This is a genomic window from Pedobacter hiemivivus (assembly GCF_004331685.1).
Lineage (GTDB): Bacteria > Bacteroidota > Bacteroidia > Sphingobacteriales > Sphingobacteriaceae > Pedobacter > Pedobacter hiemivivus.
On sequence record NZ_SJSM01000002.1, the window covers coordinates 518,915 to 535,791 of the forward strand.

The 16,877-nt window shown below is 39.3% G+C and carries 15 protein-coding genes; 11 read left to right on the top strand and 4 right to left on the bottom strand.

Features of this window, described 5'->3' with window-relative positions; translation table 11 throughout:
- The first annotated feature begins 153 nt into the window (after window positions 1-153).
- A complete protein-coding gene (locus tag EZ444_RS05255) occupies window positions 154-822 on the top strand; it encodes an FAD-binding oxidoreductase (RefSeq protein ID WP_131607670.1) in 669 nt (222 codons plus the stop codon).
- Window positions 823-930: 108 nt separating this feature from the next.
- On the opposite strand, the gene EZ444_RS05260 is transcribed toward EZ444_RS05255, so the two are convergent.
- Entirely contained in the window at window positions 931-1,623 is a 693-nt protein-coding gene (locus EZ444_RS05260) for a CAP domain-containing protein (protein WP_131607671.1), read from the bottom strand.
- 120 nt (window positions 1,624-1,743) lie between these two features.
- On the opposite strand from EZ444_RS05260, the gene EZ444_RS05265 reads away from it, so the two are divergent.
- From EZ444_RS05265 to EZ444_RS05295, 6 genes are all read left to right on the top strand, one after another.
- Entirely contained in the window at window positions 1,744-2,856 is a 1,113-nt protein-coding gene (locus tag EZ444_RS05265) for a porin (RefSeq protein WP_165503532.1), read from the top strand.
- A gap of 11 nt (window positions 2,857-2,867) precedes the next feature.
- Entirely contained in the window at window positions 2,868-4,298 is a 1,431-nt protein-coding gene (locus EZ444_RS05270; RefSeq protein WP_131607673.1) for an anion permease, read from the top strand.
- A gap of 9 nt (window positions 4,299-4,307) precedes the next feature.
- Window positions 4,308-4,991 carry a succinate dehydrogenase cytochrome b subunit gene (locus EZ444_RS05275; protein ID WP_131607674.1) on the top strand — a complete coding sequence of 228 codons (684 nt, stop codon included), beginning with the start codon at window positions 4,308-4,310 and terminating at the stop codon, window positions 4,989-4,991.
- Complete coding sequence (locus EZ444_RS05280; RefSeq protein ID WP_131607675.1) at window positions 4,982-6,898, top strand: fumarate reductase/succinate dehydrogenase flavoprotein subunit; 1,917 nt, start codon at window positions 4,982-4,984, stop codon at window positions 6,896-6,898. The genes EZ444_RS05275 and EZ444_RS05280 overlap by 10 nt, the downstream gene beginning before the upstream one ends.
- A gap of 11 nt (window positions 6,899-6,909) precedes the next feature.
- Window positions 6,910-7,653: a succinate dehydrogenase/fumarate reductase iron-sulfur subunit gene (locus EZ444_RS05285; protein WP_131607676.1), complete on the top strand. Its 744-nt coding sequence runs from the start codon at window positions 6,910-6,912 to the stop codon at window positions 7,651-7,653.
- A 215-nt stretch (window positions 7,654-7,868) separates the two neighbouring features.
- Entirely contained in the window at window positions 7,869-9,002 is a 1,134-nt protein-coding gene (locus EZ444_RS05295; RefSeq protein ID WP_225874641.1) for a galactose oxidase, read from the top strand.
- 110 nt (window positions 9,003-9,112) lie between these two features.
- On the opposite strand, the gene EZ444_RS05300 is transcribed toward EZ444_RS05295, so the two are convergent.
- Complete coding sequence (locus EZ444_RS05300; protein WP_131607678.1) at window positions 9,113-10,600, bottom strand: glycine--tRNA ligase; 1,488 nt, start codon at window positions 10,598-10,600, stop codon at window positions 9,113-9,115.
- Between the two features lie 92 nt (window positions 10,601-10,692).
- Between EZ444_RS05300 and EZ444_RS05305 the strand changes: the two genes are divergently transcribed.
- The 4 genes from EZ444_RS05305 to EZ444_RS05320 all read left to right on the top strand — a co-directional run bounded on the left by EZ444_RS05305 (window position 10,693) and on the right by EZ444_RS05320 (window position 14,773).
- Window positions 10,693-11,397 (top strand): ATP-binding cassette domain-containing protein, encoded by a 705-nt coding sequence (locus tag EZ444_RS05305; RefSeq protein ID WP_131607679.1) that lies wholly within the window; start codon window positions 10,693-10,695, stop codon window positions 11,395-11,397.
- 238 nt (window positions 11,398-11,635) lie between these two features.
- Window positions 11,636-12,304: a porin family protein gene (locus tag EZ444_RS05310; RefSeq protein ID WP_131607680.1), complete on the top strand. Its 669-nt coding sequence runs from the start codon at window positions 11,636-11,638 to the stop codon at window positions 12,302-12,304.
- A 153-nt stretch (window positions 12,305-12,457) separates the two neighbouring features.
- Window positions 12,458-12,985, top strand: a complete 528-nt coding sequence (locus tag EZ444_RS05315) for a hypothetical protein (RefSeq protein ID WP_131607681.1) — start codon at window positions 12,458-12,460, stop codon at window positions 12,983-12,985.
- Between the two features lie 156 nt (window positions 12,986-13,141).
- Window positions 13,142-14,773: an ABC-F family ATP-binding cassette domain-containing protein gene (locus EZ444_RS05320; RefSeq protein WP_131607682.1), complete on the top strand. Its 1,632-nt coding sequence runs from the start codon at window positions 13,142-13,144 to the stop codon at window positions 14,771-14,773.
- 84 nt (window positions 14,774-14,857) lie between these two features.
- Here EZ444_RS05320 and EZ444_RS05325 read toward each other — a convergent pair whose 3' ends face one another.
- Together EZ444_RS05325 and EZ444_RS05330 are read right to left on the bottom strand one after the other, a co-directional pair.
- Entirely contained in the window at window positions 14,858-16,015 is a 1,158-nt protein-coding gene (locus EZ444_RS05325; RefSeq protein ID WP_131607683.1) for an ATP-binding protein, read from the bottom strand.
- Between the two features lie 261 nt (window positions 16,016-16,276).
- Window positions 16,277-16,576 (bottom strand): hypothetical protein, encoded by a 300-nt coding sequence (locus EZ444_RS05330; RefSeq protein ID WP_131607684.1) that lies wholly within the window; start codon window positions 16,574-16,576, stop codon window positions 16,277-16,279.
- Between the last annotated feature and the right edge of the window lie 301 nt (window positions 16,577-16,877).

Genomic DNA, 16,877 nt, shown 5'->3' on the forward strand with positions numbered 1-16,877 from the left:
TTGCTTTATAAATTACTTTATCGCTGTCATTACATAGCTTACTACAGCGTCACTGCGGATAAGATTAAATTCATACTTGTCAAAATTTCTGGATTGATCATTGCTAAATCTTAGTTGACGCTTCATCACCAATGAAAAATAAATTCTATCCCGATGAAAATGCATGTCGTTAAAATACTAAATGTCGAAGATGCAACGCACAACGTAAAACGTTTTGTGATCGAAAAGCCTCCCGGATTGACTTACATTCCGGGACAGGCTACTGATGTATCGATTAATCGTCCTGGACTACGAGACGAGCTAAGGCCATTTAACTTTACTTCGCTCAATGAGTGGGACTACCTGGAGTTTAACATTAAAATTTACAAAGATCATGATGGAATAACGGAAAAGCTTGCCCAATTAAAGACTGGGGATGAATTGGTTATTCATGATGTGTTTGGGACTATTCACTATAAGGGACCGGGTGTGTTTATTGCTGGTGGTGCAGGTATAACGCCTTTTATTGCCATCTTCAGACAGCTGAGACATGATGGTTTATTGGCTGGGAATACTTTGTTGTTTGCCAATTACAATGAAACAGATATCATACTAAAAACGGAACTGAAGTATATGCTTGGCGAAAATGATATCGATATTTTGAAAGCTCCTCTTGATGAATCTGTGAAGGGGAGAATCATAGATCGGGACTTGCTAAAAACATATCTTGGTAAGAAGGAAACTTATTATTACGTATGTGGCCCTGACCCGTTTACGGCGGCAATGGTTGGGTATTTGGAAGAGTTGGGTGTAGAGGAGGGGGGTATCGTCATTGAAGTTTAAAAAATACCGTTCTCTTCTAGAGCTGCATTGCTTCGCTGAAAAAGCGAAGAAAGCTAGGCTCTTTCTGAGAAGGAATTTTTTCTCTTAACTGGGCGGTTAGAAGGGGGGCTACTGGGGCGGTAATCCAACGAAATCCGTTACTGAGCAATATTTGTAACCTTTATGCGGCTCTATACTTACTCCAACATAGTTTAATTTTAAGGAGGTGTTGAGAATCAGTTTTCTATGGCCAAGATCTGGAACGCCTTTGTCTAATAAAAGCATACAAACATTACCAAGGCCAGTCGAAAAGCCGAAGGCTAAATTTTCTCCTAAAGCTCTTTTAGGGTACATGCTGCTGATCCTGTCTTTGACAGAACGGCCATCTTTTGATTTATGAGATGCATAATCATACTTGTTCATGTCTTGAGCATGTTGTTGTGCTACCCAGCTTAAAGACTCGTCAGGATAGAGTACGGGCAAATCTTTTATGCTTTTTAAGTCTTTTTTCAGGCTTTTGTAATAGCGGTCGGTTTTATCTATTCTTAGCTGACGGTAATTGCTGTATTGCACCATTTGCTTGTTATGTTCCTCTAAAAATTCCTGAAAGTAGGTATTGAAGAACTTCTCGCCATCTATGCGTGCCAGGTTCATATACATTACAAGGTCTTTCTCCTGAGCGTTAAGGTATTTGGCATTTTTGGCAGTATTCGCCATTCTTAACTCTTCTTCAGACCATAACCTGTCGTTCTGAGTTTTAAGGGGTACAGGTGTGTTTAAAGCCGGAATAAGCCATATTAAAAGGATGAATAAAGGTTTCATAGTTGTGATAACGCAAAAGACAGGCTATTTTGTACGTTCTCGTGTGAATAAGCTGTATATGGTGGGGAGAAAATTGTAAACTTTTGTAAACAAAGCGGGTAAAACTTTGTTTTTATTGTGATGAACAAACTCTACGCTCAGCTCTTGTTGCTCTGCTTCCCTTTTTTTTTAAATGCTCAAGGTATTGATGTACCTGTAACGGCGAAAAGTAAGATCAACTTTTCGGGAATGTTGCAAACTCAGTTCAATTATTCCCTTGATGATGATATCGATATTACTGGTAGACACCATACCGGAACCGAACGGTTTTCCCATAATTCTTTTTCCGTCAAACGAGCCAGGATACAAATTAATGCGGCCATTACGGATCGGATAAATGCGGTTATGCTGGTTAATTTTGGTGATTTTACAGGTAATCCACAAAATAAGGTACTGGAAAATGCCTATATCAAATACAGTATTAATGATTATGTAAATTTTCAATTTGGTCAGTTCAGACCGCAATTTGGTCAGGAAGATAATTACCCAGTGGATTTTGTTCGCTCTATCGACTATTCCAACCAATATTATCTTTTTGGTGCTAACAGTTGGCAAAGCTTCCAGATCGGGGCGAGTTATTTTGGTGAAATCAAGAATAGCACTGTTCCAATAAAATATTCTATCGGTATTTTTAATGGCAATAACCGCAATCAGATAACGGATAATGATGATGGTAAGATTGTTCCCGCCAGGCTTGTTTTTGGATTAGGGAAAGGTACCCTTTTGGGTTTGAGTGGTGGAGCTGGAAGAAATATGGGGCAAAAGATATGGGCTTATGGTGCTGATGTTGATTACAAGAAGCAGTTGAATGAAAAATGGAATGTAGAGTTTGTTTCTGAGTTTAAACAGGGGGTGAACAGTGTAGCTTATTTTGAGCAAACAGATCCGGTTATTCCAATAAGCAGGTATGTCATGCGAGGAGTTTATGTACAGCCGAATGTTGGTTATAGTTTTAAGAATGTGAGGCTTAAAAATCTAGAGTTTGCTGTTCGTTACGAGTATTTGGACGCTGATTTTAAGCTGGCAGGAAATTCAAGACAAAGCTATATACCAATGGTGAGTGCATCATTTGCAGAGGCATATGCTGTTAGGGTACAATTAGGCTTTATGATGGACAGATATGAACGCAATATTCCAAATACCACGCAATATGATGCCAATCGGATCATTTGCCAAGTTCAGGCCCGGTTTTAATCCATAACATTATGCAGGAAATTAATTACAAAATGATTCTGGTTACGCTTGCTTTTGGCTTGCTGATTTGGTTTTTACCAGTTCCAGATGGGGTGAAACCCGAAGCATGGCATTTACTAGCTATTTTTTTAGCAACCATTTTAGGGATTATCCTTAAGGCCGCCTCAATGGGTACCATGTCGATGATTGCCATTGCATTGGTGGCGCTAACCGGAGTGCTGGCGCCCGGTAATCCGGGGAAGTCAATTTCATTGGCCTTAAGCAGTTTTGGTGATAAGGTGATATGGTTGATTGGGATTTCTTTTTTCATTGCCCGGGGCTTTATAAAAACCGGTTTGGGTAGCAGAATAGCCTATCTCTTTATTAGGGTTTTTGGTCGAAGTTCTTTGGGATTGGGCTACGGGCTTGGTTTAGCCGATCTGGTATTGGCACCGGCCATTCCCAGCAATACAGCTCGGGGTGGTGGTATAATTTACCCGATCATGAAATCAATGGCCCTCAATTTTGGTTCTGTGCCCGAAAAGCCGGAAACGCATCGTAAACTGGGTGCTTACCTAAGTTTAAATTGTTATAATGTTAACCTGATTACCTCTTCCATGTTTTTGACAGGTACAGCGAGTAATCCGATGTGTCAGAAGTTTGCTGCTGATCTAGGGATAGACATAACATGGATGTCATGGATGTGGGCTGCGTTGATACCGGGAATTATTTCGTTGATTGCTGTACCCTATATTTTATATAAGATTTATCCCCCTGAACTTAAAAAGACGGATGGCGCTACAAAAATGGCCTCAGAGAAGTTGAAAGAGATGGGAGCGGTAACACTCAATGAATGGTTAATGCTAGCCGCCTTTTTTGTACTGTTGTTTCTATGGATAACGGGCGATATCTTTAAAATTGATGCAACAACGACCGCATTTATAGGCTTGGTGTTTTTATTATTGTCGCGGGTACTTACCTGGGAGGATGTTAAAAGTGAAAAAGGAGCCTGGGACACTATTGTTTGGTTTTCGGCATTGGTAATGATGGGGAGCCAACTAAATCAACTGGGATTAATTCCCTGGTTTAGTGAACTGGTAAAAGGTAAAATTGGAGGTTTAGACTGGACTATGGCCTTCCCGATCATCATTCTCGTTTATTTTTACAGTCATTACATGTTTGCCAGTGCTACTGCCCATGTGGCTTCTATGTATGCCGCTTTACTAGGTGTAGGGATTTCTGTGGGGATCCCGCCAATGTTACTTGCGCTTTCGCTAGGTTTTTGTGGCGGTATTTATGGAACACTTACTCATTATGGGCATGGTCCGGCACCGGTATTTTTTGGAAGTACCTATGTAGAAGTGAAAGAGTGGTGGTCGCGCGGATTTATATTAAGTATAGTTTTCCTGGTGATATGGATGGGCATAGGAGGTATATGGTGGAAAGTAATTGGAATTTATTAATCGAGCATTATGGATCATAACAATACTACATCAACCTTGATGCGAAAAACACTCATGGCACTGACAGGATTGTTTCTTTGTTTTTTTCTTGTTATTCACTTGTTGGGTAATCTACAACTTTTACTGCCGACAGATCAAGCCAGGGAAAGCTTTAATAGCTATTCGCAACTGCTTTCAGGAAATATTTTTATCAAAATTATTTCTTATGTGCTGTATGCATCTATCATTATACATAGTCTGGATGCGCTGATCATCACCCTTAAAAATAAGAAAACCTCGGGTAAGTATGTATATGATCAAAGAGGGGCATCTAGTAAATGGTATTCCAGAAGTATGGGAATATTAGGCACCATTATCCTTATTTTTCTGGTGTTTCACTTTAAAGACTTCTGGTATCAATATAAGTTTGGCAGTTTGCCGGTAGATGGAGCCGGACACAAAGATCTTTATACCATCGTAGTCGGTGTTTACGGAGACTTATGGTATGTGCTATTTTACGTAGTCTGTATGTTTGCACTTGGTTTCCATTTGTTGCATGGTTTTTTTAGTGCTGCTAGAAGTTTAGGTGTATACCACCCAAAATATGTGGCATGGATAAGGGTTTTTGGTGCCTGGTATAGCTATGTCATTACTATCGGTTTTGCAGTAATACCGGTTTACATTTACTTAACTCAACATGTTTTATGGAACTGAATGCTAAAATACCACCGGGACCATTAAAGGATAAATGGACCTACTATAAGGATCATGCAAAATTGGTTAATCCAGCCAATCGCAAAAAGCTGGATGTAATTGTTGTAGGAACAGGACTGGCAGGAAGTTCAATTGCTTCATCTCTGGCAGAAATGGGCTACCATGTGACTTCATTTTGTTTTCAGGATTCTGCACGGCGTGCACATTCGGTAGCCGCTCAGGGTGGTGTAAATGCAGCTAAGAACTACAAAAACGATGGTGATAGCACCTATCGAATGTTTTATGATACGATTAAAGGTGGCGATTTCCGTTCGCGGGAAGCGAATGTGTATCGATTGGCCGAATGTTCTGCTCAGTTGATAGATCAGGCTGTTGCCCAAGGGGTGCCTTTTGGAAGAGAATATGGTGGTTATTTAAATAATCGCTCTTTTGGTGGAGTGCAAGTTAGCCGGACTTTTTATGCACGCGGACAAACGGGACAACAATTGCTATTGGGTGCCTATCAATCTTTAATGCGGCAGGTGGCGGCCAAAACCGTATCGCTTTTTACACGTCACGAAATGCTGGATGTAGTATTGGTTGATGGAAAGGCTCGGGGGGTGATTGTCCGAAATTTGGATACTGGAGAGATAGAACGTCATACTGCGCATGCGGTGATTCTGGCTTCTGGGGGCTTTGGGAAGATTTACTATTTGTCAACCCTGGCCATGGGCTGTAATGCATCGGCTATTTGGCGCGCCCATAAAAAGGGTGCATTTATGGCCTGTCCAAGTTGGACACAGGTGCATCCAACATCTTTGCCACAATCTGGTAGTTACCAGAGCAAGCTTACGCTGATGTCCGAATCACTAAGGAATGATGGACGGATTTGGGTACCTCTAAAACCAAATGAAAGCAGAAAGCCGAATGATATTCCGGAAGAAGAACGTGATTACTATTTGGAAAGACGTTACCCTGCTTTTGGGAATCTTGCGCCTCGGGATATTTCTTCCCGTGCAGCTAAAGAACGTATAGATGCCGGATTTGGCGTTGGGCCACAGCAAAACGCTGTGTACCTCGACTTCTCGAAAGCGATTAAGGAGCAAGGCAAGCCAAAGATTAAAGAAAAGTATGGTAACCTGTTTGATATGTACCATAAAATTACAGCAACTGATGCTTATGCAGAACCCATGATGATCTCGCCAGCTGCACATTTTTCAATGGGCGGTCTATGGGTAGATTATGAATTGATGACCACTATTCCTGGCTTGTTTGCACTCGGTGAAGCTAATTTTGCAGATCATGGGGCAAATCGCTTAGGGGCCAACTCATTGCTGCAAGCCTGTGTGGATGGTTATTTCGTGGCCCCCTATACGGTGTCAAATTATCTTTCAGGAGAAATTAAAGAACCTCGATTGGAGATTGATCGACAGGAATTTGTTGATGCCGAGGTGGCTGTTAGGGCACATCTTTCTAAATTGCTTTCTATTAATGGGAGTAAAACGGCTGATCAGTACCATAAAACACTGGGTAAGTTGCTGTATGATTATTGTGGCTTGTCGAGAAGTAAAGCTGGATTATTAAAAGCCATTGGGGAGATCAGAGAACTGCGTAAGGATTTTTATGAAAACCTTAAGGTGAGTGGCGATGAAGATGAGATGAATGGAGAATTGGAAAAAGCTGGTCGCGTGAGTGATTATCTGGAAGTGGCCGAGTTGATGTGTCAGGATGCGCTGACCCGGGAAGAGTCCTGCGGGGCACATTTCAGGGAAGAATATCAAACTCCGGAAGGAGAGGCCCTAAGAAACGATGAACAATTTTGTTTTGTATCAGCATGGCAATATCAGGGCGAGGACAAGGAAGAAATCCTAATTCCTGAACCTTTAACGTTTGAAAATGTGGAGTTGGCAGTAAGAAGTTATAAATAAGAAGTTGGCCTATGAAGATTTATCTGAAAATTTGGAGACAAAATGATGCCGGTACTCCTGGTAAAATGGTTGATTATACGTTAGATAATGTTATCCCTCACATGTCTTTTTTAGAGATGATGGATACCTTAAATGAGCAATTGATTCTTGCTGGTGATCGGCCGGTAGAGTTTGATCATGATTGTAGGGAAGGGATTTGCGGACAATGCGGGATGATGATTAACGGCCGTGCACACGGACCTGTTGCTCATTTAACCACTTGCCAGCTGCATATGCGTGAGTTTAAAGATGGAGATACCATTTATATCGAACCTTTTAGAGGCAAAGGCTTTCCGATAAAACGTGATTTGAGAGTAGATCGGTCGGCGTTCGATAGGATCATTATGGCTGGAGGTTTTATAGCTGTAAATACTGGTCAGGCTCCAGAGGCGAATGGCATTCCGATTAGTCATGAAGATGCCGAGTCGGCCTTTGATTCTGCAGCATGTATAGGCTGCGGTGCTTGTGTGGCTACTTGCAAAAATTCAAGTGCGGCATTGTTTACTTCCGCTAAGGTGGCGCACCTGGCAAAATTACCACAGGGGGAAATTGAATCCAGGAAGCGGGTACTTGCTATGGTTCAGCAGATGGATGAAGAACAATTTGGGCATTGTACCAATACAGAAGCCTGCGAAGTAGAATGCCCTCAAAGTATTTCGGTGCTAAATATTGCAAGGATGAACTGGGAATATGCGCTTAGCAGTGTTACTAAATAACCGTTATTCGAATAGCCTTACAATTGATTTTCCAGGTGATTGCGCATCGCAATTGTGGTGAATTTAGATTACCTGTAAAAAATATGAACGGATCCCGATTTGAATTGTTTAAGAAAGACGTAGAAACAGTCGGCTTTCATAATTTCAAATCAGTAGGTGTCGGCGTTAATACCTAATAAAAAATTTATAAGTATTTCTTCTTATTCTTTTATATCATGTTAATCACAGCACCTGTTTTTTCTCAAGAAATTAAAGACCCCAGTGTGGAATGGATCGTAGCAGCAAGCCTGCAAAATGTTGAAGGGAACATCTCTTTGGGTTTTGCGGGTGCCATTAATGCTGTTCATAATAATGTACTAATTGTAGCTGGTGGAGCAAATTTTCCAGACAAAATGCCCTGGGATGGGGGTAGGAAATATTATTCCAGTGAAATTCATGTGTTGCAAAAATCTATAAATGGATTTCATTGGAACAAACAAGTGACAGAGGTACTTCCAGAGCCAATTGCTTATTGTGGCAATACCTCAACTCCTGCGGGGGTAGTGTATGCCGGTGGCGAAAATGATAAAGTCTTATCCAATAAGGCTTATAAATTAAACTGGGATAACCATAGAAATAAGGTAACAGTAGTTCAATTACCCAATTTGCCTATTGCTGTCACCAATATGGCTTTGACAAGCATTGGTGATGTGGTTTATGCCGTCGGGGGCGATTTGCAAAAGAAATCATCCAATGCTTTTTTTAGCTTGGATCTGAACCAACAGAACCCCGAATGGAAAGTGTTGCCTAATCTGCCCATTGGATTGGGTAATGCCGTAGTTGTGGTGCAAAAAGACAGACTGGGCACAAATATTTTTGTCATAGGAGGGAGGACAAAAACTGCTTCAGGAATAAGCGATCTACATGCTACAACTTACGTGTATAATGTTAGCAGACAGAATTGGCAAGAACTTGCGCCGATCAGCGATGGAAAAAATGTAACCAATTTTTCTGCGGGAGCAGGGGTAGGTATTGGTGATCGCTGGATATTGATTACGGGCGGAGATAATGGAAAAACCTTCCATAAAATTGAAAACTACCTGGCCCAAATAGCTCAAACGGATGATGTTGAGCTTAAGGCCAGACTCATTAAAGAAAAAAATGAAATAAGCATCCATCATAGAGGTTTTTATAGAGGGATGTTGTTGTATAATACCATGACCAACGAGTGGAGTAAGATTGCAGATTTGCCTTTTCCAGCGCAGGTTACCACAACCGCGACTATGTGGAACGGAAATATTGTACTTTCAAATGGTGGGGTGAAACCGGGAATCCGGACGCCAAATGTAATGTTGGGTGTGATTAAATAAGGTAATAAAAAGTCGCTTTATCATTATGATAAAGCGACTTTTTATTTTGTTCGGTCGTCCTCCTGAATTAGTGCTAATGACGACCCGAAGTATTATGCAGGTCCTTTTTATTAGTCTTTGCGTAACAATGTTTTCCAGCTTGTTTTACTTGCAATGATCTCATCAAGGTGTTTAATCTCAATTCGCTGCTGCTCCATTGTATCACGGTGACGAATAGTAACTGTATCGTCTTCTAATGTCTGGTGATCAATTGTTACACAGAAAGGAGTACCAATGGCATCCTGACGACGGTAACGCTTTCCTATCGCATCTTTCTCTTCGTAAATACAATTGAAATCAAGCTTTAAGTTGTTCATGATCTCTTTTGCTTTTTCAGGAAGACCATCTTTCTTAGTTAAAGGGAAGATGGCTACTTTGTATGGCGCTAAACAAGGGTGTAAACGCAATAACGTTCTGCTGTCTTGTTTATCTTCATTGCTTAAGTCTTGCTCTTCAAAAGCATTGATCATGGTTAAAAGGAACATACGATCCAAACCAATTGAAGTCTCAATTACATAAGGAACATAGTTTCCATAAGGCTTGCCTTCTTCGTTTAAATCATTATCAAAGTACTGCATTTTCTTGCCAGAGAACTCTTGATGCTGTGTTAAATCGAAATCTGTACGGCTATGGATACCTTCAACTTCTTTAAAGCCAAATGGGAATTCAAACTCGATATCAGTAGCTGCATTGGCATAATGCGCTAACTTAACATGGTCGTGGAAACGATATTTCTCAGCAGGAGTACCTAATGCAGCATGCCATCTTAATCTAGCTTCTTTCCAGTAAGTAAACCATTTCTCGTCTTCACCTGGGCGAACGAAGAATTGCATTTCCATTTGTTCAAATTCACGCATACGCATGATGAACTGGCGGGCAATCACCTCATTTCTAAATGCTTTACCGATTTGTGCAATTCCAAAAGGAATCTTCATGCGTCCTGATTTTTGTACATTCAGGAAATTTACAAAGATACCTTGAGCAGTTTCCGGACGAAGGTAAACCTCTTCAGAACCCTCTGCCATTGCACCAAACTGCGTACTGAACATCAAATTGAACTGACGAACATCTGTCCAGTTTTTTGTACCACTTACAGGACAGGCGATTTCATGTTGTTCAATTAATGTTTTTAATTCTTGTAGGTTTTCGCTTTTTAAAGCTTCATCCATATCAGCTTGTAACTTAGCTGCTTTATCTGTTTTTCCGTCTTTTTCATAACGGGTGATTTTATCTTCTAAGAGCTGATCGGCACGGTAACGTTTTTTTGAATCCTTATTGTCAATCATAGGATCATTAAAGCCATCCACGTGTCCACTTGCTTTCCACACTTTAGGATGCATAAATATGGCAGAGTCTATCCCTACGATATTTTCATGCATTTGCACCATTGCTTTCCACCAATAAGTTTTGATGTTATTTTTTAATTCGGCACCCAGTTGCCCATAATCATATACGGCACTTAGCCCATCATAAATTTCGCTGCTTTGAAATACAAAACCGTATTCTTTTGCGTGTGATATTACATTTTTAAATTGTTCGTCGTTAGTATTCTTTGCCATAATGATACAAATATATAAGATTTGGGCAATAACTTTTTCCTACTTTTGAAGTTGATCAGAAGTTTGAGGTAAAAATCTAAAAATAAAACAAATTGAGTATTAAGGTAACCGCGCTATCCAAGCATTTCGATAAACAGAAAGCAGTAGATGGAATTAGTTTTGAAGCTAAGCCGGGCAGAATATTAGGTTTTTTAGGGCCAAATGGCGCGGGGAAATCAACCACCATGCGTATGCTCACCGGTTATTTGAAACCTACTTCTGGAACGGCCAGTTTATGTGGTTATGATAGTCAGACTCAAAATCTCGAAATGAGAAAGATCATGGGCTACCTTCCTGAAAATACACCATTATATATGGATATGTATGTGAAGGAGTTTTTGTTGTTTGTGGCTAATACTTATCAATTGAAGGATGCGGTGTTGCGGGTAGAAGAGGTCATTAAAAAGGTAGGTTTAACTGTCGAGCAGCATAAAAAGATAGCAATGCTATCAAAAGGATACAAACAAAGGGTAGGACTGGCGCAGGCCATTATTCATAACCCTGAAGTATTGATCCTGGATGAACCAACCTCAGGGCTCGATCCAAACCAGCTTTCTGAGATTCGAGACCTTATAAAAGGATTGGGGAAAGATAAGACTGTTATTCTTTCTACACACATTATGCAAGAGGTGGAAGCTATTTGTGATGACGTAATTATCATCAATATGGGGAATATCGTGGCAAATGCTCCAATAGTAGACCTGAAAAAGCAACATGGCATTTCTTTGGAAGAAATATTTAAGAAGTTGACCAAGTAATGCTGTTTTAATCTTGTTTTATTGTCTTTTTTCTTTTCGTTATACGCTAATTGTTGATTTTTAATGTGTTAGTTAGTCTGGTAAAACTTTGTTTTTATACATTGTATCGGTATTTATTTAAAATAATTGAGATTGTTTTTGTTGTCGTTGAAAATAGCTTTACATTTGCCGAAAAATGAACTACTACTAATTAGTAGTTCATGAATGATTTAACCAAATAAGTTAACGTAAAAAACAAATGAAAAAAATTTTATTATCATTAATGATTGCTAGCGCTGGTTTAGCAGTTAAGGCTCAAGAAACAGGTATTAAATTTGGTGTTAAAGCCGGTGTAACTTTTCCTACACTTTCCTATTCTTCAGACCTTGAAGAGGGTATGAAAAACAAAGCAAATACTTCATTTTATGTAGGTGGTACTGTAGATATTCCAGTAGGTGGTATGTTTACAATCCAACCGGGATTAACTTTTTCAGGAAAAGGTGATAAACAGGAAGCCTCAGTATCTGAAGGAGGTGATAGTTTTTCTGCTAAGTCAAGTACAAGTTTGATGTATATTGAGATACCTGTAAATGCAGTTGTGAGTTTCCCTGTAGGAGAAGGTAAAGTATTTGTTGGAGCAGGACCGTATTATGGAATGGCTATTTCAGGAAAAAGTAAAATGGAATCTAAGATGACTGTTGATGGTGTTACAGTATCCGATGAGGAGTCTAATGATGCTGATTTTGGTAAAGATGGAGATACTAAACGTAGTGATTTTGGTGTAAACTTTTTAGGTGGTTACCAATTGAGTAATGGTTTTAATATTCATGCCGGTTACGGATTAGGATTAAGTAATATCGCTAAGAATTCAGGTGATCTAAAAGTTAAAAACAATGTGCTTTCTGTTGGTGTAGGTTTTTCTTTCTAACCAATAAAAAAATACAACAAAAAAGCGCCTGCCGGTTTTGGTAGGCGCTTTTTTGTTTTTAGTAATTTGAATTTATTTACTTTACTGTAACTATGGCAAAGTTTTTGTATCAAAGGTATAAATCAAATTAAATTAATTTTAAACAAGTAAAAAATGAAAAAATTATTACTACTAACAGCAGTTGCAGGTTTATTCGCATTTACTAGTGTTAATGCACAGACTAAAACGCCAAAATTAAGTATTGGTGCTGAGTTTGGATTTCCAATGGGAACTTTTGGAGATAGTTATAACTTAGGTTATGGTGGTTCATTGCAGTACCAACACCCAGTAGCAGCTAATTTATTGGTAACAGGTAGTGCAGGTTACACTACGTTTACTGGGAAAGATGTGACGGTTTTTGGTACAACTTTCAAAGCTCCTTCTTTTGGTACTATTCCTGTAAAAGCGGGTGCTAGATATTATTTCGGTGAAACTTTTTTTGCTGGTGCTGAATTAGGTGCTGGTTTCTCAACTGAAGAAGGTGGGTCAACTGCATTTATTTACTCTCCAGGTGTTGGTGTTGATTTTCCTGTATCTGATAAAGGTTCAGTTGAATTAGGCGCGCGTTACGAAGGTTGGTCGGCTAACTCTAATACAAGCGGTTTCCTTGGATTAAGATTAGCTTATAACTTCGGTTTATAGTCGAAAGGCAATTTTTTTAATAAAATTGGGCTGTTTGAGATGATCAAACAGCCCTTTTTTTGTGTCCTATTTTGGGATTGCTATATGGTTTAGATTTGACTTTCCATAATACGATGTCTTTCCCTTATCTTTGCCAAAATTCAATATTTCTATACTGTGATTAATGTAAATAACATCTCCGTTTCATTTGGCGGAACCACGCTATTTAGCGATGTAACCTTTTCGATAAACGAGAACGATAAGATAGCCCTGATGGGGAAGAATGGTGCAGGCAAGTCGACCATCTTAAAGATCATTGCCAATGCTGCTAAACCTACTTCTGGTAACGTAACCGGTCCAAAGGACGCGGTAATAGCGTATTTGCCACAGCATTTGCTGAGTCAGGATAAGGTTACCGTTTTTGAAGAAACGATGAAAGCTTTTGAAGAGGTAAACCAGATGCAAAAAGAGCTTGATGAATTGAATGAGCAGCTTACTATTCGTACCGATTACGAAAGTGATGACTATATGAAGCTGATCGAACGCGTGTCGGAATTGAGTGAGAAGTTTTATTCGATCGAAGAGATCAATTATGATGCAGAAGTAGAAAAGGTGTTAAAAGGCTTAGGTTTTGAGCGCAAGGATTTTACCCGCCAAACCTCTGAGTTTTCGGGTGGATGGCGTATGCGTATCGAGTTGGCCAAAATTCTGTTAAAGAAACCAGATCTTATCTTACTGGATGAACCGACTAACCACATGGATATCGAAAGTATACAATGGTTGGAAGATTTCTTGATCAACTCAGCAAAGGCGGTTATAGTGATCTCGCACGATCGTACTTTTGTAGATAACATTACCAATCGTACCATCGAGGTTACTATGGGTAGAATATATGATTATAAAGCTAAGTATAGCCATTATCTTCAGTTGCGTGCCGACCGCCGTGTCCACCAATTGAAAGCTTATGAGGAACAACAACGTTTTATTGCCGATAACCAAGAATTTATAGACCGTTTTAGAGGGGTGTACTCGAAAACCTTGTCGGTGCAGTCGCGTGTAAAGATGCTCGAAAAGCTCGAAGTTATTGAGATCGATGAAGTGGATACTTCAGCATTGCGCCTGAAATTTCCACCATCGCCGCGTTCGGGTCAATATCCGGTTATCGTAGAAGAACTCACTAAAACCTATGGCGATCATGTGGTGTTTCAGAAAGCATCGATGGTGATCAGGCAGGGAGAAAAAGTAGCGTTTGTGGGTAAAAATGGTGAAGGTAAGTCGACCATGATCAAAGCTATCATGGGCGAGATCGATTTTGAAGGTGAATTAAAAGTAGGTCACAATGCAAAGATTGGATACTTTGCCCAAAACCAAGCTGCATTGCTTGATGAAAATATAACGGTATTCGAAACCATTAACCAGATTCCATTAAGCGATGGTTCTATAAAAATTAAAGACCTTTTGGGTGCCTTTATGTTTAGTGGTGATGATACCACGAAAAAAGTTAAGGTGCTTTCTGGAGGAGAGAAGACTCGTTTAGCCATGATCAAGTTGCTATTAGAACCTGTAAATGTGTTAATACTGGATGAGCCAACCAATCATTTGGACATGAAGACTAAAGATATTATCAAGGACGCCCTTAAGGATTTTGATGGCACTTTGATTCTGGTATCCCATGATCGGGATTTCTTGGATGGGCTGGCAGAAAAAGTATTCGAGTTTGGTAATAAGCGTGTACGCGAGCACTTTGAGGATATTAAAGGGTTCTTGGCTTACAAGAAAATGGACAACTTAAAAGAAATCGAACTTTAATTCTTTACAATAGGCTCAATAAGAAGGCTACTTATTTATCTGCATTAGCAATGTGCATTTTTTGTACATTGCTAATGCAGATCCTTATATATTCTTCCAGCTTGTAATGGTGTACTTTGTTCTTTGTTGATCATCTGTACCGCCGTAGATTAGTGTTTTCTTTATCGGAGTGTTTGGGGTTAGTTCTTCAAAATAATCCATTTCCTTAAATAAAGATGCTGAAATGGTTTGGGTTGCCTTAACCTCGTAAATATCAAAACCGTTATGGGTTTTGATTAACATATCCACCTCGCGGCCATTACTATCTTGCCAAAAGTTATACTCCTGGTGAAGATATAGATGGTTATTCTTCTTAATATATTCGGTAATAATCATGTTTTCGAAGATGTTCCCTTTTAGCCTGTTCTGTTCCATGTCTTCCGCTTTTCTGATGCCGAGTAAGTGATTAAGCAGACCTGTGTCGTAAAAATAAATTTTGGGTGTTTTTACCAGGCGTTTATTAAAGTTCTGATGGTAGGGCTGCATTTGAAATATAATATAACTACTTTCTAATATTGATAACCATGCTTTTGCTGTCGGTTGAGAAATATTGCATTCATTTGCAAGTGCATTAATGTTGAGTAGTTGTCCTGCTCTGGCTGCACAAAGACCTATAAATGTTCGGAACAAACTAATGTCTCTAATGTTTAACAGCTCAGTTACATCCTTTTCTATGTAGGTTTGGATATAGTTGGCGTAAAAAACAACTGGGTCTATTTCCCTGGCGTAAATTGCCGGATAAAATCCTTTTACTGCTGTTTCTGCATAGCTCTCATTGAGAAGATTTACACTTTTAAGTTCTGTGAAGTCGAATGGTAGAAGTTTGAATAAAGCTACTCTGCCGGCAAGTGTTTGTGTGATATTATTTAACAGATGGAAATTTTGCGAACCAGATAATATGAATTGTCCCATTTTTCCACTTTCATCAACAATACCCTGGATGTAGGAAAAAAGTGATGGAACGCGTTGCACTTCATCAAAAATCACATTTTCATCGTATAGCTTTAAAAAACCTACAGGATCTTCAGTAGCGAAAGACCTTACATCAGGATTTTCTAGCGATACATATCTATAGCCCGCAAAAATTTGCTTTAACAAAGTGGTTTTTCCTGATTGCCTTGGGCCTGTCAAAGCAATAATCGGAAATTTACTTTTTTGTTGAGTTATTTTTTCTGCTATTTGCCTGTGTATAAAACCATTCATGAATACAAATGTAACGCTATTTTGAAATTACATAGCTTTTATTTTGAAATTACATAGCTTCTGTTTTGAAATTACATAAGATCTATTTTGAAATTACATAACTTTTGCCCCGTTTTTAACTAGTTAGGCCTGTAGGTTAGTTCTTCACAACAAGCACGTTTCTTCACACCTTATTCACACATCCTTCACACCAAACCCACAAAAAGGTACCTTTTTGTGAAGAAAGTGTGTGGAATGTGTGGACTATGTGAGGACTACTCCTTAAGCGTGACTAGTTTCTGGTTTAGGTTGATGTAGGGGGTATTTATCCTCATAGAGGATACTGGTGGCCATAATCATAGGGTGAAGGTATTCATAGAATGCGATCAAATTAGTTCGTTCTACGTTATTTAAAAATTCTTTTTTGGTGTAAAAGCTTTGTTTGATCATTTGACGAAGGTAATCAAGGCTGTCGTCGAGTGAATAAACAGAAAAAAAAGATTTTAAGACTTCATTGGCAACTTCTTGTTGCTCGGCTTTGGTGCCGGATGGTCTTTTGTGAAGATACTGTTCGTGGTTCATATGCTCATTTTTAAAGTTAAAAAAATTGAGTCTCTGGCGATTTAGGAGCTGCTAGTGTAGGTTTTCGTTTTTAAATGAAACGAAGGTGAACTATAGCAAGCTCTATGTAAAACCGCAACACATCGGGCATCTGACCGCCTTGAACCTACGGATTACAATAGAGCCCATAACGCTATAGTGCACCTCAAAAGTACAACAATATTTGTTACGGGCATTAATCTATTGTCTCGGTTCACAGTTGTCAGATTTTTGATGAGTGAGACTCTAATTAATACCTCATTTAAGAAGTAATGATATGTTG